Source organism: Bradyrhizobium retamae, assembly GCF_001440415.1.
GTDB classification, from domain to species: Bacteria; Pseudomonadota; Alphaproteobacteria; order Rhizobiales; family Xanthobacteraceae; genus Bradyrhizobium; species Bradyrhizobium retamae.
This window is the reverse complement of the sequence record NZ_LLYA01000183.1, coordinates 1-18,582: the sequence shown is the minus strand read 5'-3', so window position 1 is coordinate 18,582 and position 18,582 is coordinate 1. Positions and strand designations below refer to the sequence as shown.

17 protein-coding genes and 2 pseudogenes are annotated in these 18,582 nt (G+C 61.5%); 13 read left to right on the top strand and 6 right to left on the bottom strand.

The window, feature by feature from the left end:
* The first annotated feature begins 26 nt into the window (after nucleotides 1-26).
* Genes nifE through fdxB form a run of 6 tightly spaced genes read left to right on the top strand, consistent with a single transcriptional unit; the run spans nucleotide 27 to nucleotide 4,502 of the window.
* The gene (gene nifE / locus CQ13_RS30925) at nucleotides 27-1,691 is read left to right on the top strand and encodes a nitrogenase iron-molybdenum cofactor biosynthesis protein NifE (protein ID WP_057846608.1); all 1,665 of its coding nucleotides are present in this window, start codon (nucleotides 27-29) and stop codon (nucleotides 1,689-1,691) included.
* Between the two features lie 9 nt (nucleotides 1,692-1,700).
* On the top strand, nucleotides 1,701-3,107 hold the full coding sequence (nifN, locus tag CQ13_RS30920) for a nitrogenase iron-molybdenum cofactor biosynthesis protein NifN (protein WP_057846607.1): 1,407 nt from the start codon (nucleotides 1,701-1,703) through the stop codon (nucleotides 3,105-3,107).
* Nucleotides 3,104-3,499, top strand: a complete 396-nt coding sequence (nifX, locus tag CQ13_RS30915; protein WP_057846606.1) for a nitrogen fixation protein NifX — start codon at nucleotides 3,104-3,106, stop codon at nucleotides 3,497-3,499. Before nifN ends, nifX begins: the two co-directional genes overlap by 4 nt.
* Nucleotides 3,500-3,506: 7 nt before the next feature.
* Complete coding sequence (locus tag CQ13_RS30910; protein WP_057846605.1) at nucleotides 3,507-3,977, top strand: NifX-associated nitrogen fixation protein; 471 nt, start codon at nucleotides 3,507-3,509, stop codon at nucleotides 3,975-3,977.
* A gap of 9 nt (nucleotides 3,978-3,986) precedes the next feature.
* Entirely contained in the window at nucleotides 3,987-4,187 is a 201-nt protein-coding gene (locus CQ13_RS30905) for a CCE_0567 family metalloprotein (protein WP_057846604.1), read from the top strand.
* A 15-nt stretch (nucleotides 4,188-4,202) separates the two neighbouring features.
* A complete protein-coding gene (gene fdxB / locus CQ13_RS30900; protein WP_057846603.1) occupies nucleotides 4,203-4,502 on the top strand; it encodes a ferredoxin III, nif-specific in 300 nt (99 codons plus the stop codon).
* A gap of 617 nt (nucleotides 4,503-5,119) precedes the next feature.
* On the opposite strand, the pseudogene CQ13_RS30895 reads toward fdxB, so the two are convergent.
* The 4 genes and pseudogenes from CQ13_RS30895 to CQ13_RS30880 form a co-directional block, all read right to left on the bottom strand.
* Nucleotides 5,120-5,512 (bottom strand): annotated as a pseudogene (locus CQ13_RS30895) (FMN-binding negative transcriptional regulator); the annotation flags it as partial.
* A gap of 317 nt (nucleotides 5,513-5,829) precedes the next feature.
* A pseudogene (locus CQ13_RS47305) lies at nucleotides 5,830-6,698 on the bottom strand (aminotransferase-like domain-containing protein); the annotation flags it as partial.
* Between the two features lie 253 nt (nucleotides 6,699-6,951).
* Nucleotides 6,952-8,262, bottom strand: coding sequence for a type II toxin-antitoxin system HipA family toxin (locus CQ13_RS30885; RefSeq protein WP_057846602.1), 1,311 nt, complete (start codon nucleotides 8,260-8,262; stop codon nucleotides 6,952-6,954).
* Nucleotides 8,262-8,513 carry a helix-turn-helix domain-containing protein gene (locus CQ13_RS30880; protein ID WP_057846601.1) on the bottom strand — a complete coding sequence of 84 codons (252 nt, stop codon included), beginning with the start codon at nucleotides 8,511-8,513 and terminating at the stop codon, nucleotides 8,262-8,264. The genes CQ13_RS30885 and CQ13_RS30880 overlap by 1 nt, the downstream gene beginning before the upstream one ends.
* A gap of 529 nt (nucleotides 8,514-9,042) precedes the next feature.
* Between CQ13_RS30880 and CQ13_RS30875 the strand changes: the two genes are divergently transcribed.
* The 6 genes from CQ13_RS30875 (at nucleotide 9,043) to CQ13_RS30850 (ending at nucleotide 16,829) form a co-directional block, all read left to right on the top strand.
* Nucleotides 9,043-9,363: a type II toxin-antitoxin system TacA family antitoxin gene (locus tag CQ13_RS30875; protein WP_057846600.1), complete on the top strand. Its 321-nt coding sequence runs from the start codon at nucleotides 9,043-9,045 to the stop codon at nucleotides 9,361-9,363.
* Complete coding sequence (locus tag CQ13_RS30870) at nucleotides 9,351-9,878, top strand: GNAT family N-acetyltransferase (RefSeq protein WP_063800192.1); 528 nt, start codon at nucleotides 9,351-9,353, stop codon at nucleotides 9,876-9,878. The genes CQ13_RS30875 and CQ13_RS30870 overlap by 13 nt, the downstream gene beginning before the upstream one ends.
* Before the next feature lie 196 nt (nucleotides 9,879-10,074).
* Nucleotides 10,075-11,571, top strand: coding sequence for a Wadjet anti-phage system protein JetA family protein (locus CQ13_RS30865; RefSeq protein WP_245309426.1), 1,497 nt, complete (start codon nucleotides 10,075-10,077; stop codon nucleotides 11,569-11,571).
* On the top strand, nucleotides 11,564-12,202 hold the full coding sequence (locus CQ13_RS30860) for a DUF4194 domain-containing protein (protein ID WP_057846597.1): 639 nt from the start codon (nucleotides 11,564-11,566) through the stop codon (nucleotides 12,200-12,202). The genes CQ13_RS30865 and CQ13_RS30860 overlap by 8 nt, the downstream gene beginning before the upstream one ends.
* Nucleotides 12,199-15,636: an SbcC/MukB-like Walker B domain-containing protein gene (locus CQ13_RS30855; protein ID WP_057846596.1), complete on the top strand. Its 3,438-nt coding sequence runs from the start codon at nucleotides 12,199-12,201 to the stop codon at nucleotides 15,634-15,636. The genes CQ13_RS30860 and CQ13_RS30855 overlap by 4 nt, the downstream gene beginning before the upstream one ends.
* 2 nt (nucleotides 15,637-15,638) lie before the next feature.
* On the top strand, nucleotides 15,639-16,829 hold the full coding sequence (locus CQ13_RS30850; protein WP_057846595.1) for a Wadjet anti-phage system protein JetD domain-containing protein: 1,191 nt from the start codon (nucleotides 15,639-15,641) through the stop codon (nucleotides 16,827-16,829).
* A 33-nt stretch (nucleotides 16,830-16,862) separates the two neighbouring features.
* Here the strand turns inward: CQ13_RS30850 and CQ13_RS43585 are convergent, their stop codons facing one another.
* Entirely contained in the window at nucleotides 16,863-17,288 is a 426-nt protein-coding gene (locus CQ13_RS43585) for a hypothetical protein (RefSeq protein WP_156434001.1), read from the bottom strand.
* A 157-nt stretch (nucleotides 17,289-17,445) separates the two neighbouring features.
* Here CQ13_RS43585 and CQ13_RS30845 point away from each other — a divergent pair, with 157 nt between their 5' ends.
* On the top strand, nucleotides 17,446-17,853 hold the full coding sequence (locus CQ13_RS30845; RefSeq protein ID WP_057846594.1) for a Rieske (2Fe-2S) protein: 408 nt from the start codon (nucleotides 17,446-17,448) through the stop codon (nucleotides 17,851-17,853).
* 15 nt (nucleotides 17,854-17,868) lie between these two features.
* Here CQ13_RS30845 and CQ13_RS30840 read toward each other — a convergent pair whose 3' ends face one another.
* On the bottom strand, nucleotides 17,869-18,459 hold the full coding sequence (locus CQ13_RS30840) for a hypothetical protein (protein ID WP_057846593.1): 591 nt from the start codon (nucleotides 18,457-18,459) through the stop codon (nucleotides 17,869-17,871).
* Nucleotides 18,460-18,582: the final 123 nt, after the last annotated feature.

The window sequence follows — 18,582 nt, the reverse complement described above, 5'->3', positions numbered from 1 at the left end:
ACAAGCTCGGTTGAGAGGAGAGACGGATGAGTTCGCTATCGGCCACGATCCAGGAGATGTTCAACGAGCCGGGCTGCGCTAAGAACGCCAACAAGTCGGATGCCGAGCGCAAGAAGGGCTGCACCAAGCAGCTGCAGCCGGGCGGCGCCGCAGGCGGCTGCGCCTTCGACGGCGCCAAAATTGCGCTGCAGCCTTTTACCGACGTCGCCCATCTGGTGCACGGTCCGATCGCCTGCGAGGGTAATTCCTGGGACAACCGCGGTGCGGCTTCGTCTGGCGCCAGCATCTGGCGGACCGGCTTCACCACTGACATGAACGAAACCGATATAGTATTTGGGGGCGAGAAGCGTCTCTACAAGGCAATCAAAGAGATCATCAACAAGTACAGCCCGTCGGCCATCTTCGTCTATCAGACCTGCGTTCCCGCCATGATCGGCGACGACATCAATGCGGTTTGCAAGGCGGCTTCGCAAAAACTCGGCAAGCCGGTCATTCCCGTAAATTCGCCGGGCTTCGTCGGCCCCAAGAACCTAGGCAACAAGCTCGCCGGCGAGGCCTTGCTCGAGCACGTCATCGGCACGCAAGAGCCGGACTACACCACGCCCTACGACATCAACCTGATTGGCGAATACAACCTCTCCGGCGAGCTTTGGCAGGTCAAGCCGCTGCTTGACGAGCTCGGTATCCGCATCCTCTCCTGCATCTCGGGGGACGGCAAATATCGCGAAGTCGCCTCTTCGCACCGGGCGCGCGCTGCCATGATGGTATGTTCGAAGGCGATGATCAATGTCGCGCGCAAGATGGAGGAGCGTTACGGCATCCCGTTTTTCGAAGGGTCGTTCTATGGCATCCAGGATTCCAGCGATTCGCTGCGCCAGATTGCCCGGCTGTTGGTCGAGCGCGGAGCGCCTTCCGAACTGATCGAGCGCACCGAGGCGGTGATCGCGCGCGAGGAGGCGCGCGCCTGGGCCGCGATCGAACGGTACAAGCCGCGGTTTGCGGGTAAGAGGGCACTTCTGATCACCGGCGGCGTCAAGTCCTGGTCCGTGGTGGCGGCGCTGCAGGAGGCAGGGCTCGAGCTGGTCGGCACCAGCATCAAAAAATCCACCAAGCAGGACAAGGAGCGCATCAAGGAGCTGATGGGGCAGGATGCCCACATGATCGAGGACATGACGCCGCGCGAGATATACAAAATGCTCAAGGACGCGAAAGCGGATATCATGCTCTCGGGTGGCAAATCGCAGTTCGTTGCGCTGAAAGCGGCGATGCCCTGGCTCGACATCAACCAGGAGCGCTGCCACGCTTATATGGGCTACGTCGGTATGGTGAAGCTGGTCGAGGAGATCGACAAAGCGCTGTTCAACCCGATGTGGGAGCAGCTGCGTCGACCAGTGCCGTGGGAGGAGGTGGCCAAGAATCGGCAGACCAAGGGGATGGCGCAGATGGACACGCAGGCCGCCGAGGTCGCCGCCGATCCGGAGACGACCCGGCGCGCGAAAAAGGTCTGCTTCTGCAAGGAAGTCGATCTCGGAACCATCGAGGACGCAATCCGCTCGCATGGCCTGACCAGCGTCGAGGCAGTCAGACAGCACACCAACGCGTTCGGTGGCTGCTGTAAGAGGCGTATCGAGGACATCCTGGCCACCATGCCGGTCTCCTCGCCGCCTGCCATGCTGCAAGCCGCGGAATAGGACGGCGTCATGGCCATCGTCACCACGCCGAAGAAGGCCTGCGCGGTCAACCCGCTGAAGATGAGTCAGCCGATTGGCGGCGCATTCGCCTTCATGGGCCTGCGTGGGGCGATGCCGCTTCTGCACGGCTCGCAAGGGTGCACATCCTTCGGGCTCACGCTGTTCGTGCGGCATTTCAAGGAGGCGGTGCCGCTGCAGACGACTGCGATGAGCGAAGTGGCGACCGTGCTCGGCGGTTATGATAATGTCGAGCAGGCTATCCTCAACATATACAATCGTGCCAAGCCGGAGATCATCGGGATCTGTTCGACCGGAGTGACCGAAACCAATGGCGATGACGTCGACGGCTACATCAAGCTGATCCGCGAGCAGCATCCGCAGCTTGCCAAATTTCCTCTTGTCTTTGTCTCCACGCCCGATTTCAAGGACGCCTTCCAGGACGGGTGGGGAAAGACAGTGGCATGCATGGTCGAGGTACTGGTGGAGGCGCCGGCGGTCGGGGCGGAGCGTGATCCCGCGCGGGTGAATGTCCTCCCCGGATGTCACCTGACGCCGGGTGACCTCGACGAACTTAGGACGATCCTGGAGGATTTCGGCCTGAAGCCATCCTTCCTGCCTGATCTCGCGGGATCGCTGGACGGGCATATCCCGGACGAGTTTACGCCAACGACCATTGGTGGCATCGGGGTTGACGAAGTCGCGGGCATGGGCCGGTCCAGCTGGACCATTGCCATCGGTGCGCAGATGCGGCGGGCGGCAGAAGCCATGCAGGCCAAGTCTGGGGTGCCGTTTCGCTTGTTCGAGCGGCTGTGCGGCCTCATCCCCAACGATGAATTCATCGCTTTCCTGAGCGACATCAGTGGCCGCCCTGTGCCAGCAAAATATCGGCGCCAGCGCGGCCAGCTCAGCGATGCGATGCTGGACGCGCATTTCCATGTCGGCGGCCGCAAGCTCGCGATCGGTGCCGAGCCTGACCTCCTGTTCGACCTGTCCAGCATGCTTCACGAGATGGGCGCGCAGGTGACGGCGGCCGTGACGACCACGCAGTCGCCGGTGCTGGAGCGGATCGGGACCAAGGAGGTGCTGATCGGCGATCTCGAGGATCTGGAAGAGCTTGCTAGGACGAGGAATTGCGATCTGCTGATTACGCATTCGCATGGCCGCCAAGCGGCGGCGCGGTTGAAGATTCCGTTTTATCGCGCGGGATTTCCGATGTTCGATCGGATCGGCGCGGGACACCAGCTATCCGTCGGCTATCGCGGCACGCGCGATGTGATCTTCAATATCGCCAATCTCGTGATCGCCGACCGCGAGGAAAATCATCAGCCGACGCCCGATTGCTGGCGGACCTCGAGACGGCCCTTAAAGCCCGGCCGCCGTAGCTTCATCGACGCAACAGAGGGGTCGATTGCATGAAGGTCGCATTCGCTACCCAAGACTTGAGGCGCGTCGATGCGCATTTTGGCTGGGCCAAGTACATCGCGATCTATGATGTTGGGCCGGGCGGGCACGTATTTCTGAAGGCGGTTCAGTTCTACGGCGATCTCAAGGAAGACGGCAACGAGGACAAGCTCGCGCCCAAGATCGAGGCAATCAAGGATTGCGCCATTCTCTATGTCGCTGCGATCGGCGGCTCCGGTGCCGCGCGGGTAGTGGCGAACAATATACATCCCATCAAGGTGAACAAGCCCGAGAACATCCTGGTGCTGGTCGAGAAGCTTCAGCACGTGCTGAAGGGTACGCCGCCACCCTGGCTGCGCAAGGCGCTGGCAAAGGACCAGGAGCGCACGCTCGATTTCGAAGAATGAGGACGACATGACTGAAGCCGCGGATATCGTGCAAACCGATCGCGCGCTCGATGCGCCATTCGTGAGGGAACTGATCAAGATCTGGCGCGCCCAGGACGTCCATGGCGCCTGGGACGGCAAGAGCGATCTCGATCTCCTCGAACCCTATATTCTGGACAAGGAGAAACGGCGCGCGCTGCCGATCGTCGGCGATCCCGATCCGGATACGGTCTGGCGGCTGGAGCTGTTCTTCAATGCGGTCGCGCTCTCGATCGAGAAAACGACCGGTGTGATGATCCAGCCGATGCTGAAGATGCACCACGAAGGCTTTGGCCGCATGGTGCTGATCGGCGGCCGGCTGATCGTGGTGAACAAGCAGCTGCGCGATGTGCATCGCTTCGGCTTCGACAATCTCGCAAAGCTCGCCGCCGAGGGTGACAAATACGTCGAAGGCGGCATCGAGATGACCCGGAAATTTCCCGACGTGGCCAACTATTGAGAGCAGCTCATGAGCGACCTTGAAATGCTGAAAGCGGAAATAAGAAAGCTGTCGGTCAAGGCAACGAAGGCGAAGATGGATCTGCACGATTTGTCGGAGGAACTTCCCATCAACTGGACCTCGATCATGGCGGTGGCGCAGAAGGCGCACGATGCCTTTGCCGAACTCGAGCGCAAGCGCGAGGATCTCAAGGCGCTGGAAAAGGCCTAAAAAGGGTATCCGATCATGTCATTTGCAACGCGCGACGGCCGCGACTGGACGCCGAACTACCTGATCTCAATTGATCCCAAGAAGTGCATCGGTTGTGGCCGCTGTTTCAAGGTCTGCGGTCTCGACGTCATGACGTTGAAGGGGATCAATGAGGAGGGCGATCTTGTCGATCTCGACGATGACGAAGACGGTGAGATCGAAAAGAAGATTATGGTGATGAATGACCAGGGCGCTTGTATCGGCTGCGGCGCCTGCGCCCGGGTTTGTCCGACCAACTGCCAGACCCACCAGCCCGCCGCAACGGAAGCCGCTTGACACCGCCTCTGTCCGCCTTTCCCGCAGGCGAGCGGGAGTTGGACGGCGAAGCCTCGCTGAAGGGACTCTCCATGTGCTGCGCTCGGGGATAGAGCCCTTCGCGCCGACCGGCGCGAAGGACTTGGTTGATTAGTGGTCGAAGCGGGCGGCCGTCGTCTGCAAGATGCGTGACAAAGTAGTCCGCTCTGACAGCAGCATGAAGGGCCGGTCGACGGACGGTAGTTCAAATCCTGCTCCCATCGAAATGAGATCGGCCGGAGCCAGCGCGTCGTTCATAGGATGGGACGCTATGCGCCGCGACAGCATCACAAAATGGTTGGCATTGCAGGGCCCTGCCGCGGATGGGCGTCGTAATAGTCCCGGCTCCGGCAAGCTGGCCTTCGGGAATGTTCGGTGACCTTCACCAGTGACTGCTCCCGCGAAGTCGGTCATCCTGCTCGGCCATTCCCACCAGCTTGCTGGCTCCGAGTCGCCGTCCCCGGGTAGAATCATGCGTCGTCGGCCGCAAGCATCTGAATTCTGCGAAAATGCCGGTTCGGATGGTTCATAATGTCTGCTGCCACTATGGGATCGGATGTTGGCAATCCTCAATAACTTCATTCCGCTGTCGCGAACGAGTTCGTTAGGCGCGTGACCACCTCGAGCAGACGTTCGGGCTCCTTGAAGAACTCAACCGGCCCGTACGCGTGGACGGCGATGTAATTCCATGTCGGCACCACCTTCCCGGTTTCTTGCTTGGTGGCGTACCATGAGGGTGTCACGTAGGCTTCCGGACCCATGAAGATCGCCAGAGCTTCGCCGGTCGGAGCCGAACGCCATTGTGGATTGGCCTTCGCCAAGTGCCCGTACAGCACTCCGTGCTCTCCTTCGGTCTCATCGAGGAAGAGCGGCAAGGGTGTCGCAATCGGTCCGTCCGCGGTGGCCGTGACCAGGTTGGCGAGGCCGGCGGAGCAAATGGTCGCGCGGATGCTTTCGACCTCGTCATCTCTAAAGGCGGGGGGCACATACATGGCGGTTCTCCGTTCTCGTTCTGAGATAGACCGAGCCTGGTACAGTTAGAACTGCCAGTTATCACTGATTTTGATGGTCCAGTTGGAGGGGCAAGCGACTAGGACAATCGCCGCGAACGAAGCTGATCGACCGCTTGAGCCAGAAGCTGACAGCCGCGCTCGATCTGGCGCGCCTCCAGTGCGGCGTAACCCATGACAAGCCCGATAACGTCCGGCTGATGCCGGCGGCCAGGATGACGATGATTGAAGAGGGGGCGACCGGATAGATGCCCACGCCCTTGACGCGAGCAGCCTCGATCAACGCTGCTTCGGACGTTTACGTAGGCGTCGAACTTCCTTGCCCAGGCGAGCAACTGGTGCCGACGCGCGATCGGCATGACGCCGCCCAGCGGAAATTGATGCGACGGCGTTACGTACGCGAGCCGCGCTTGGACGTTTGCAAGCCGCTCCGTGTCCAGTCCGTCGACGTCGACCGGAATCGGCACCGCGGCAGCCCCGGTGGCCGAGAAGACGTGCCTTGCCATCAGGTAGCCAGGGTCTTCCATGACGAACCGATCGCCGGAGTTGAGCAGCAGTCGCGCACACAAGTCGAGCCCTTGCTGCGAACCGTTCACGATGATGATTTGATCGACTTCGCATCGCACGGTCCTCGAACGCCAGAGATAGGCCTGCAGCGCCATCCGCAGCCGCCGAGAGCCGCAAGGATCGTTGTAGGCCAATCTCGCGGGCCGCCGTGGCATTGCAGCGACCGCGGCTCTTTTCCACGCGAGCACGGGGAAATCCGAAGGTGAGAGGTCACCATACCGAAAATTTGCGAGGAGGTTGCGAGGTTGCTCCTCCGAGCGCGGCGCGACCTGTCTCAACGCTCGCCGTAGCCCGACAGTTGCACCTTCCGTGACGACGGCCGCGACGTCGTGGGCACGCGCCCCCTCTCGACAACAGCTTGTGAAACGCGCGGCCGTGCGCCATGGCGGATCTCGATGAAGCCTTCCGCCGCGAGTTGCTCATACGCGATCGTCACCGTACCGCGTGATACGCCGAGTTCGCCGGCGAGGGCGCGGGACGACGGCAGCAGGCCATCGGCGCGGTACACGCGCCGCAGGATCCGATCCCTAAGCGCTTCGTAGATCTGACGCGCTCCCATTCGCGGGGTGCGGTGCCCAGGGGGCGTCTTCATCTGGGCCATCAAAAGTTCGCATAACTAGGCTTGCTTGATAAGCCTCTCTCTAGCTATTCGGGTTGAATGCCAAGCTGTTCTGAGGAGTTAGCGGCGCAGGCACCCAGGGGGCGCTATTCCGCCCGGTGCCGCAGAATCCAATCCAGCAGGTCTTCGCTTCGGCGACCACTTCGTGCGTGCTGGTCAACGGCGGCCGGTGCGGACGCAAGCGCCATACGGCGCAAATGCAGTTTGCCATCCGGCAGCAACCGTAATCTTTCTGCTAGTGCACTTTCAATGAACTCAGGCGCTGCATAGCCGCAGTTTTTACCGAATTATGGATTGCCTCGGGAAAGCCCTTTGGCAGCTCGCTTTCGATTCTGCCGAGCGCAGCTTCAGCGGTAGAGGCGACACGTTCGATTGATTCCTGAACGAGCTTTTTCGGTACGCCCGCCGCTTCGCCTGTCTGCAAGAAATGCCGGCCGTCTACTTCGGCAATCCTGTAGTGATTGTTTGTCCCTACCGACATTGCGAGCTTCATCTGCTTGCGCTGAATCTGACCGGTGTCCAGACTCGGCTGTGCCGTGAGCACGTCGTAAAGCGGTGTCAGATGGTAGCGGCCGCCGGGCGTGATGAAGATGCTGAAATTCTTCGCATGGCCATCGGTTGCGCCAATCAGCCAAAAGAAGATTTGCGCTCTGAGCAGCGTCGCCTGATCATCAGCGGGCGTGTCGCTGCCTTTGAGCAGATCAAGAAGCTTCACCATGCCGGGACCGCCATCGCTCTGGTATTTGCGCGTCGGCGGGACCGACAGGGCCTGACAGCAGTCCTCCTGCGGCAGGCGGAGCAGGCGGCCATCCTTCGTCCACCGCCGGTCGAAGCGCTCGATGACGAGCGCCGTGGTCTTACCGAAAGTCGCAATCTCGGCATGGTTCACCGGCACGCCGGAGGCGGCAGCAAGTCTCAGGCAGTAGTATTCATTCTCGACGCTGTTCGAAAGGTCGATGCCGTTGGGCAGCTCCCCGATCTGCGTCTTGAAAATATGGGTCGTCGGCGTGGTGCCGTGCGGCTTGAGCCACTTGCCGCCGTGCCGCAGCAGCGCCGTTTTCTCCTGCGCTCCTGCCACGGAAATCCGGAAATGATCGTCGCGCGTAAGCCCGAGCGGAGTCTGGGCAAGCCCGTTGAGGAGCTTTTCAATCGCTTCGTCATCGACGGCATCGCCGGCGATGGTGCGACCATCGCCATGATGATCATCATCGTCGGCGACGAATTGCAGGGCACCGACGCAGTCCCTGCCGATAGCAGCGAGCAGGCTGTAGGCGTCGGTCCCGGCGGCGCCGACCCTTTGCGCTACCCGGCGACGGAGCGCGTCGGAGTCGGGGAGCAGATTGTCGAAGACGGCCGTGATGGCTGCGCCGCGGAAGGCATCCTCCCGCAGCGGCAGCGAGAGCGAGACGGGCAGGGCATGGTCCCATCCGAGCCAGTCAGCCTCATACCGGAATTCAATAGCGCCAGTCGCCGCCTTGCTCAGGCGGCCGACGAGGCGGTTGTTGAGAAGCACGCGCAGCGGCTCATGGCGGCGACGCCGGGGCATCAGAAAATGTCCTCAAGGTCGGCGGCTGTGCCTTTGGTGCGAGGGACGATCCGGAACTCAAGGTCCAGGGCCGCGAGTACCGCAAGGATGGTGTCGAGCTTGGCTGCCGGATGGCCAGTTTCGATGAGCGAGATTGTCTCCTGGCGCAGGCCCGCGCGCACGCCGACCTGCGACTGGCTGAGCCCCCGTTTCTTACGGGTGCGGCGGATCAGGTTGCCGATCTGGTTCGGTGTGCGGGCAAGGTCGGTCATGTTACTCCGACCTAAGTATGTGCTAAATCCGATAAAAGCGCAATATAGCAAATGGCGCATAAATGGAAATTATGCGTCGAACTGCATAAAACACGTTTATCGGAATTAAGGCTATGACTTCCCTTACAGCAATCGCGTTACGCTCGGTATTCGCGACACGGAACCCGCAGGGGAAAGGAAGCAAAGCTGGATGCCACGGCCAAGAAGTTCCGCAAGCCGGCGGAGTTACGAAGAAGACCAGCGGGCTCGAATAGCCTTAAGCGCAGCGGCTTTTCGCTGAAGGCCGCCTAGAAGGCCCCGCTGGCCGGGCGATATCAATTATCGGCCTTGGCGAGCTGGTTTGGATCTCTGGGGCGTTTCGGGCGGTCCACTACATTAATATAGGACCGATTTCGGCAATTTCGAGTCAGCTGGCTATTTTGTTGGAACTCATGAACTGTGTTGACGTTGTGTACACACATGCAATATAGAAGGCGATGAAAGTTGCGAAATTAAAAGTTGATGTTGTTAGACCGTGGGAGAGTTCGCAATGGAACACGCAGCAGTGTTAGAGCGTCCGAGGGCGCGTACAAAGACGCGGCGCGTCCGAAGCGAAACCAATATACATATCCGCGCGACTGTCCAAGTTAAGCATCTAATCGATACTGCGGCTGTGGCCGTTGGTAAATCGCTCAGTGAGTTCATGCTTGATAGCGCGCGTCAGCATGCGATCGATGTTCTATTGGACCAAAGGCTGTTCGTCCTTGAGCCAGAGAAGCACGACGCTTTTATAGCCGCCTTGGATAACCCGCCTCCCGCAGGCGCAAAGCTCAAGGCACTAATGAAGCGTAAGCCGCTTTGGCAGAAGTAATAGAGCATCCCGGGAAGCGTGGGGGTTTGATAGCTCCCACGCTCCTGAAGCCTACGCACGACTTCAGCCGCTTTCACAGCGGCAATGAAGCGTTGGACGATTGGTTGAAGAATCGTGCTCTTGATAGCGAGGGCAAGACCGCGCGCACTTATGTGATGTGCGAAGATAACGTGGTCATTGGATACTATTGTATAGCCTCGGGGAGTGTTGAGCGGGCGGCGATCCCCAAGCCAATTAAGCGACATGGGCTGCCGAACCAGGTCCCCGTCGCTATTATCGGGCGCTTAGCCCGGGATCTTCCCTATAAGGGGAAGGGCATTGGATTGGACCTCCTCCAACACGCGCTCCATCAGATTGTGCACGCCTCGGAAACGATAGGAATTCGCGCAATCCTCGTGCATGCCATCGACGATAAAGCAGCAGCCTTTTGGAAAGGGGCCGAATTCATTGAAAGCCCCATCGGTTCAAGAACTTTCTATCTTCCGATAGAAACGATAATCGACGCGCTGCCCTAACAATTTACCACATTCACCAAGTGCCGAGATTATTCAAGAACATACTATGAACATAACGTCTTGGGTTGCGCCTTTCCCGCGATACGTCTCAAGTGGAAATATTCTCTCGGCAGGTCATGAGTTTGAGACCGGCTTGATCCATCCTCCGGGATGAAGGCGGTCCAGGGAGCAACATCCATTGTCCTTGTTCCGCCATTTGCACGACGACGCGTTCCTGGTGTTTTCGAGGGACCACAAGCACCTTTACGCGGCCTGCCTGCTGGATCTGCACGAACGCTTCTTCACGGGGGCCCCGGCATTCCCGACGCCGCGGCGGGTCGTGCACGCCATCTACGATGTCATGCGCGCCAATCCTTCGCTGTGGAACGAGGGCGACGGCGGGCTGCCGGACGTGATCTCGGCGGGCCGCCGCCGGATCCGTAAAGCCGACCTCGCTTTCGCATCCGAGAAAGGCGACAAGGCGCTCGGCTTGGCCCGACAACTCTACTCGCGCCTGGTCGATTGGGGCTGGCTCGAGGAAGAGGAATACGGCCTGCGGGTCACCGTCGACATGGCGATGGGACCCTTGCTGGTGATCCAGCGACTGGCGAGCCTGAACAAGGACCTCTCCCAAAGATTCGGCGGCCTGATCGTCCAGATTCGTCTGAACCTCGAGGCGGTGGAGAAGCTCACGCCCGAGGTGACCGATCGCAAGCAGCGCGAAGCCGCGCTCGCGGTGCGTGAGGCGCGCAACCAGGCCGACCAGTTCACCAAGAGCCTTCGGGCGATCCTCGCCGACCTCAAGCGGATCAGGCGGACGGTCATGGAGTCGAAGACGGTCGGTACCCGCCTGGAGGCTTTCTTCGAGGAGTTCGTCGATCAGCTCCTGCTGAAGGACTTCCAGTCCATCCTGACGGTGAACCATCCCTACCGTTTCCGCGACGCCATCGTCGACCTGGCGCGCAGAATCTCCTACACTCCGGACACGATGCAGGTGCTCGCAGAGGAATACGCGGCGGCCAGCATGGCGTCAGATGTCGAAGACGGCCATACGGCCGCCGCCGACGACCTGCTGGCGATCGAGAACATCTTCGAGCAGATCGGCGAGATGTTCGAGCGTATCGAAACGTTCCGGCGACAACTCGAAGCGCGCGTTCGTAATACCATCAAGTACGCCGAGCGCGGCGCACAAGGTCTGGTCGGCCGCGCCGGCGACCTGGTCCGCCGCCTCGACGCCCTGCTGCGGGACGGACGCCACGACCAGGCGACCGTTGAATGGAGCGTCGAGCCGCTGGCCTCCCCCTGGTCGGAGCACCATCAGGCGCCGACCCGACAGCCCCGCCGGCCCGTCGAAGCAAGGGAGCTCTCGGCGCCACCATCCGACCCGCTCTACGAACTGCGGAAGCAACTCCGGCTCGAGTACATCGCGCGCATCGCGCCTCGTCCGGAGGACGTCCGCAAGTTCCTCGAAGGGCAGGTCCCACCGTTCGGGACTAAGGAAGCGCGTTTCGTCGAAATCGAGACGGTCGACGACTTCCTCGCGTTCGACTCCGCCCGGCGGTACGCCCTGACGGGCGATGTGCCACCGCAGGTCGCCGGCGGCTTCGATCTGCAGCCATCGCCCGATACTCCGCCGCACGACAGCGAATGGCTCAGATGCGCCAATTTCGTGATCCGTCGCGGCGGCCTCCGCAAGGGAGTAGCGCATGCTTAGCGAATTCGAGAACATCGAGCGCTCGGCAGGCGCCGACAAGGCAGCCGATCTGCGCAAAGCGCTGCACTTCCTGCTGCGCCGCCAGTTCGTGTTCGCAGGCGACCCCCGGACCGGCATCGTCTACAATACGATCATGGACGGGCGCTTCCGCGACGCGGTCGACGGCTTTTTCGACACCTGCGGCTACCGCATCCATCGCGATCCGGAAGCCCAATGGGCCGGCATCGTCGCCATGGACGACAACGTGCCGCTGCCGCGGATGAAATTGGACGAAACCATCGTGATGCTCGTCCTCGCCGCCTATTGGCAGCAGGAGATCAACGCGGGCGCGATGGAAGACCGGGCGGTCGTCGTCACCACCCTCAACGACCTGTTCGATCGCTATCGGGAGATGGTGCAGCCCAACGGGGGCAGCGCCTTCTCAAGTCAGCGCTTCCGCGACATTCTCAAGGAGGCCGCTCAGCGCAGCTTGGTCGAGATCGGAGACTTCGACAACGAGCAGCAGGACTGCGAGGTCCGGATCCGGCCGATGATCAAGCTCATCAGCGGCGGCGACGCCCTGCAGAGGCTCGAGCGCTACGTCCGCAGCGAGGAGGCCCGCTTTCCGCGGGACGCCGGAGACGAGGCATGATGGAATTGCGGCACCTTGCCTTGGTGAACTGGCACCTGTTCGACGTTGCCGACATCGCGGTCGCCGGCCACATCGGCGTGCTGGGCGAGAACAGGTCGGGCAAGTCGACCATCCTGGACATGGCCCAGGTCGTTCTCACCGGCGGCAACCGGCGCTTCCTGCGCCTGAACGCGGTGGCGGGCGATAGCGGAAAGTCCCGCAGCGGATCCAAGCGCAGCGTCGTCGACTACTGCCTCGGTACGCTCGGCGAGGACCAGCGCCGGCGGGACGAGGCCCGCACCTACATCGCGCTCGGATTCGAGGATACCGAGCGCGAGCGGCCGTCGGTTACGATCGGCATGGCTCTCGAGGCGCGGAAGTCCGACAGCAAGGAGACGGTCCTCGCGCTCTTCGTCGCCGTCGGCACGGTCTTGACGGCCAAGGACTTCATCGAGCGCAAAGGGGCGCAGCAGTTCCCCGCGCAATGGGAGGACGTCCGCGCCCGGATCGTCGCGGCGGTGGGCGAGCAGAATTTCGTCAATCACCGGGACCGGGCCGGCGACTACGTGCGCGAATACATGCGCCATCTGGTGCCGCACGCGCCCTACGGCGAGCAGAACGCCAGCGGGCTGCAGAAGTCCATCGTGAACGCGATGACCCTCGACCATAACCAGACCGCCACCCAGTTCGTCCGGGACTACATCCTGGAAGACAGTCGGATCGGCATCAAGGAACTGCGCGAGTCGATCCAGACCTACCGCAACATCAGCGAGACAATCCGGAGGATGCGGGAGAAGCTCGACGCCCTGAAGGCGCTGCGCGCAATCTTGGCGGGCCTGGAGAGGACTCTTGAGACGAAATTCCGCGAGGAATGGATCGCCAGGCGCGCCAACTGGCTGGCGGCCAGGGCGACCAATCGCGACCTGCGGGCCAGGCTGCGCGACGAGACCGCGCAGCGGGCCGCGGCGACGGCCGAGCTCGCCTTCATCGACGAGGACGTCAAGGCCATCGACAGGGAGATCGAACGCCTGACGACAGCGATCGCGGAACATGACGCCAGGACGGGCCGGAAGGAATTGGCGCAGACCGCCATAATGGCCGATCAGGCCGCGCAGTGGGCCCTTTCCGAATTCAGGGGGCGGGTGGAGAACATCCAACGGCTTCGACCGCTGCTCGCCATGTACGGCTGCGGCTTCGACGAATTCATTCCCTCGGTCGCGAAGCTCCTCGGTGCAGCCAAGAACGCGGAAATCGGAGCCGTGGCCGACGAACTCTCGGCGGCCGAGCAGGGGTTCGTGTCGTCGGCGCCAGCATGGTCGGCCAAGGTCGACGAGGCGAGACAGGCGATCATGGCCGAGGCGTCGAAATTGCGCGCGCAACGCGGCGATCTGCTCGAACGCATCCGTCAGCACGCCTCCGGAGGCGCGCGCGCGCATCTCGAGCCGGATACCGAACGGCTGTGCCTCAGACTCCGGCAAAAGGGAATGGCGCCGCGGGTGCTGTGCGAGTTGATCGAGGTCGCGGACCCTGAATGGGCGGGAGCTGCCGAAGCGCTTCTCGGCCGCGACCGGGACGCGGTGTTCGTCGACCGACCGGACATCGGCGCGGCGACGGCGATATTCAAGGAAGGTCGCCGCGAATTCCGTCACACCTCGCTGGTAAGCCTCAACAAGCTGGAGCAGTTCAGGGCTAAGCCGGACCGCGGAACGTTTCCCTCTATCTTCCGCACCGAGGATCCGGACGCGCTGTCGTTCATCATGCGCCGCTACGGCTCCGTGCGCCTTGCCGACACGCTCGAACAGTTTAACAAGCCGGGCCGGGCCATCATGAAGGACGGTCTCTACGACGACGGCCTGGTACGGACCCATCGTTCGATCGATCCGTCGCAGCACAAGATCGGCAAGGCGGCTCAGGCGAACGCGCTGCGAGCGCTGCAGGACCAGACGGAGGCGCTCGAGGACGCGGTTTCCCAGAAGGCGAGGGAAGCGGAAGCAGCTGACGCCGCGTTCGCGGCCCTTAGGTCCCTTTGCACCGACGGGAGCGCCGGCCTGAAGTCATGTGCGGCAGCCTTCTCCGCCGCCGAGGCCGAGAAGGCTGATGCGCAGGCAAGATTATCCGCCCTGCACGGGGCCGGCGACGGCGGACTTCGTGAGAAGAAGGAGGCGCAGCTGGACCTCAAAGAACGCCGGCGCGTCGAACGGGAGACGCAGCAGAGGGCTTTCAACAAGCACAATGGCGAGGTGCGGCTCATCGAAGGGAAGCTCGGGGACGGAGAAAACGTGCCCGGCTCCGAACTCAACTTGAGAGTCGCCCAATCGATCTTCCTCAAGAATCGCTCACTCTACGCCGCGATGAAGGGCCGCGCCGCCTACCGATCGCGCCTCGATACGCGTTTGCAAAAGAGCGAAGCGGAGAAGCATTGTTCCATCGCAGATAAAGCCCTGAAAGATGCCGAGGCGTCGGACGTGGAGCGCAAGGGTATCGAGCGCCGGGTGCGGGAATTCCTGGACGGATACTTCGACGATTTCGGCATGAGTTCTCAAGTCGGCATCGAAAGCGAGCCGCTCCAGGAAGTGAAGCCCTGGATGGAGCAGTTGATCGACGACATCGAATCCAACGAACTGCGCAGGTACGAACGGCAGGCGCGCGAGGCGGCCGAGAAGGCCTCGACGCTGCTGCGCGGCGAGTTCATCAACGCCCTGACCTCAAGGATCGGCAAGATGGAGCGGGACCTCCAGTCGCTGAACCGTAGCCTCCAGGCCCACCCCTTCCACAACGAGCGCTACTCGTTCCATCGCACACAAGTCGTGGAATTCCAGCCGATCCTCAAGATCATCGAGATCGGCAAAACCTCTCCGGAAGCGCTAGACATGCTCTTCCGCGGCGACGTGCCCGACGACTTCCCGCACAAGGACACCATTGTCGCGCTCGAGGCGCTCCTTGAGGATCCAGAGAAGGACTTCACGCAGTTCGAGGACTACCGGAACTTCTACACCTTCGAGATCCACATGGAGGACGTCGCCACCGGCCGGTCCACTCGATGGGAGCAGCGTCGTGGGACGGGATCGGGCGCCGAGCAGCAGGTGCCAATCTATGTGGCGATCGGGGCCTCGCTCGCCGCCGTCTACGGCAGCGCCGAGCGGCGCGCCGGCAAGCCGTTGGGTTTTGCGCTCGCCATGTTCGACGAGGCGTTCTCCAAGATGGACGGCAGAAACCAGCGCCAAATGATGGCCTTCTACAAGAAGCTCGGCCTGCAATTCGTGATCGCCGCGCCGTTCGAGAAGCGTGTTGCGGTGCTCGAGCACATGGACACCATCGTCGAAGTGGATCGCATCGGCGAGCAGTCGAGGGCGACCGTCGTTTCGCTGAAGGTGAAGGCCAAGCGCGAGCTCATGGCCATCGACCCGGATCTCATGTCCGACGAGGACCTCGCCGCACGGCTGGCCGCCGAATAGCCATGCCGCGCCGTTTCACCGACGCAAAGGAACTGCTAGGCGACCTTCTCGACCGGTTCGAGGCCGGCGCCTCAAGCCCGATCGCGCACCCCGACTATGCCGCTTTCCCGTCCGTCGTCGCCGCCGACGCCTTCCTGAAACAGATCAAGGAGGCTGAAGAGATCGGCGCGGTCTCGCTCGGCTGGGGGCGCGGCGCCAGGCGGGACCAAGTCGCACACGTGCGGCTGATGTCGGCGGGCGTCTTGTATGGACGTCTCGGCCGCACCCCGGCGTCGCGGATCGCCGAAGATGCTGCCGGGCGTCTCGTCGCCGGCTTGTCGCTGCACGATGGACTGAAGGAAAGCGCTGCGGGTATCGCCGACGTCTGGGGGCGAGGGAAGACGTGGCACGGATTCGCGTCGTTCGACGTCGAGAGGCTCCGCGAGGTGTTCGCGCTGGCCCAAGCGATTCTGGACCACAAGCACCTGGACGTCGACTACAAGACGTTCTCCCGGAAGACGGTGGGCGACAGCAAGACACTCGAACGCAACGAAGGCGCCGTCGTACGACTTCTTAGCGGAATCCTCGAATTTCCGCCGGGCGCGCGACCGCGCGAAGCGTTGCGGACTATCGGGCTTGAGCGTTTCGCCCCGCCGCTTCTGATCGCGGGGCGGATCGATCTCGACGGGGCCGATCTGTCCCGGATCTCTCCGCATTATCTCGGAATCACGCCCAAGGAGGCAGATCGTATCCGCTTCCGGGAGCCCCCGGTCTACGTTCTGACGGTCGAAAACTTCGCAAGCTTCAACAGGCACATCGCCGAGGCGGACCCCGGGCGACTGGGAACAACGATGTACGTGGGTGGATATCCTTCGCTCGCGACGCAAGAGGCGCTCCGGGTCATCGCAGGAATGGTGTCCGAATGCACGCCGATCTTCCACTGGTCGGACATCGATCCGGACGGCACCTGGATCTTTCAGACGATCGAGCGCGCTATCGGACGTCCGATCCGTCCCCACCTCATGAGCATCGAAATCGCCAAGCAATTTGGACAAGTTCCGGCTAAAAAGGCCGCACCAGCGCGATGCCTATCGGATTCTGGCATAGCTGCGCTCGCCACTTATCTGGCGGAGGAGGGCGCCAAGACCCTTGAGCAGGAAGAGCTCGACCCCGTCTTGCCCCAAGTCACCGCTCGGAGGTTAGCACTAACTTAGCCGAGAACCGTCTGTATCATGTGATTGAGACCGTCACTCGGTTCCAAGCGCATTGGAAATCGGATTCTCCGTTGTGACTTGAACGACGGTGCCAATCTTCAAATGCATGACTACGGGGTTGCCGGTCAAGCCTCGCGTGGGATGACCGCCAAGTCCGTTTCGCGAGATGAGCCGCTGGCCGTACGCAAAACGCTGTCGCGGAGATTGTCGGCAACATGCCAGACAGGCATCGGAAATTCCTGATTTCATTGAGCGCGGCGATGCTGAATGGGATTTGCTTGGGGCGTTCCCGGTGCCCGCGATTTGCCGGCCGTCAAATGGCGAATGCAGAACCTTGACAGCCTGCCAGCTGAAAAGCGCGCCGCGCTGGATCTTGAGAAGGTCCTGAGCAAATAACAGAAACCACGCGCGCGGCCAGATGGGTCTGGATCTGCTGCGATCCGATTCCTGAACAGCCAAGCGGTGCCTGATCCCACCAAGCTCGTTGGTCCGATGATCGAGCGGCTTCTCGTTGGCGACGGCGCGCGCCGGACTCCCAAGAAGGTGAGGCGATCAGGTACTTTGCGCGATTTTTGCAAGGCTGATCGCAGGATGATCAATTGATGGTTCTCTTGTCATGAACGAGCGGCGGACGCAGCCGAATATCGCCTATGCAATCTGCGGCTTCAACGATATTCCAAGCCAGCGCGCCATGGGCTTCCACCTCATGATCGTCGACGAAGACGGCAGCCACAGGCCGTGGCCCATTGTCGTGGTGCGCTGGGGCAAGCGGGTGTTTGCCTATCTTAACAAATGCCCGCACAATGGCATCAATCTGGACTGGGAACGCAACCAGTTTTTCGATCCACGCGGCATCCGGCTGATGTGCGGCAAGCACGGCTCGACCTTCGAGCTCGGCACCGGCCGCTGTGTGGACGGCCGGTGCAAGGGCAGCAGTCTCACGCCGGTCGCATTGACGGTGCTGGACGGCGATATCTGCGTTACCGGCGTGCGGCTTGTCGAGGAGGAGGATTCCTCTGGCTAAAGCTAAAGCCGGCCTTCAGACCGGCCGGTTCTCGTTACGGTTTCTCACGGGTTCCATCCTCTTCAGCCCGTCTTCGTAAGAGATCTCATCATAGGACGCATCGAGATCCTTGGTTGCGTCGAGCAGGTAGTCGAGCTTGCCGGGCGCGTCGAGCTTCTTGATGTCATTCTTGTCGACCCCGACCAGGTCCATCATTTCCTTCCAAACGGTGGATTCATCGCACGGCAGCACGTTGAAGGTGATACCACCGAGCTTGATTCGGTATTTCGCCAACAGGTCTATGTTGTTGCAAAACATGAAGTAGCTCCCATCAGGGCTTAGCGCGCCGTCAAGAACGTTTGCGACATCAGCAAGATAAGCGAAGCAGTGCAGATAGCCGGCCAGCACCGGAATGCTCCTTTCGCCTTCCTGCACGACCGTCAGTACCTGCTCGATCGAATAGTGGGGCGGCCGCTTCTCGTCCGCGACCTGGGCCTGGAATTTTAGGGCGATATCGCCGCGAAAGCCGAACCGGCCCTGCTTGGTGGTCCCGCCCTTGAATATGGCATTGAGCAGGCGCCCCTCCTTCTCCAACCGGCCGAGCGCGGTGTTCTCGATTGCAGTCATGAAAAATCATCCCTCGATCCAAGACAATCGCCGGACACTCCGGCGGCGGGAGACGCAATGCAAATTGTTTGCCGCCGCGTTCCTTACGCTTCATCGGCGGAATCCATAAAGAAAGACACGCAA

What these genes read in the sequence shown, in the direction of transcription:
- nifE (WP_057846608.1), top strand. Translation starts at nt 27, where the DNA reads ATGAGTTCGCTATCGGCCACGATCCAGGAGATGTTCAACGAGCCGGGC.
- nifN (WP_057846607.1), top strand. Translation starts at nt 1,701, where the DNA reads ATGGCCATCGTCACCACGCCGAAGAAGGCCTGCGCGGTCAACCCGCTG.
- nifX (WP_057846606.1), top strand. Translation starts at nt 3,104, where the DNA reads ATGAAGGTCGCATTCGCTACCCAAGACTTGAGGCGCGTCGATGCGCAT.
- CQ13_RS30910 (WP_057846605.1), top strand. Translation starts at nt 3,507, where the DNA reads ATGACTGAAGCCGCGGATATCGTGCAAACCGATCGCGCGCTCGATGCG.
- CQ13_RS30905 (WP_057846604.1), top strand. Translation starts at nt 3,987, where the DNA reads ATGAGCGACCTTGAAATGCTGAAAGCGGAAATAAGAAAGCTGTCGGTC.
- fdxB (WP_057846603.1), top strand. Translation starts at nt 4,203, where the DNA reads ATGTCATTTGCAACGCGCGACGGCCGCGACTGGACGCCGAACTACCTG.
- CQ13_RS30885 (WP_057846602.1), bottom strand. Translation starts at nt 8,262, where the DNA reads ATGCCCCGGCGTCGCCGCCATGAGCCGCTGCGCGTGCTTCTCAACAAC.
- CQ13_RS30880 (WP_057846601.1), bottom strand. Translation starts at nt 8,513, where the DNA reads ATGACCGACCTTGCCCGCACACCGAACCAGATCGGCAACCTGATCCGC.
- CQ13_RS30875 (WP_057846600.1), top strand. Translation starts at nt 9,043, where the DNA reads ATGGAACACGCAGCAGTGTTAGAGCGTCCGAGGGCGCGTACAAAGACG.
- CQ13_RS30860 (WP_057846597.1), top strand. Translation starts at nt 11,564, where the DNA reads ATGCTTAGCGAATTCGAGAACATCGAGCGCTCGGCAGGCGCCGACAAG.
- CQ13_RS30855 (WP_057846596.1), top strand. Translation starts at nt 12,199, where the DNA reads ATGATGGAATTGCGGCACCTTGCCTTGGTGAACTGGCACCTGTTCGAC.
- CQ13_RS30850 (WP_057846595.1), top strand. Translation starts at nt 15,639, where the DNA reads ATGCCGCGCCGTTTCACCGACGCAAAGGAACTGCTAGGCGACCTTCTC.
- CQ13_RS30845 (WP_057846594.1), top strand. Translation starts at nt 17,446, where the DNA reads ATGAACGAGCGGCGGACGCAGCCGAATATCGCCTATGCAATCTGCGGC.
- CQ13_RS30840 (WP_057846593.1), bottom strand. Translation starts at nt 18,459, where the DNA reads ATGACTGCAATCGAGAACACCGCGCTCGGCCGGTTGGAGAAGGAGGGG.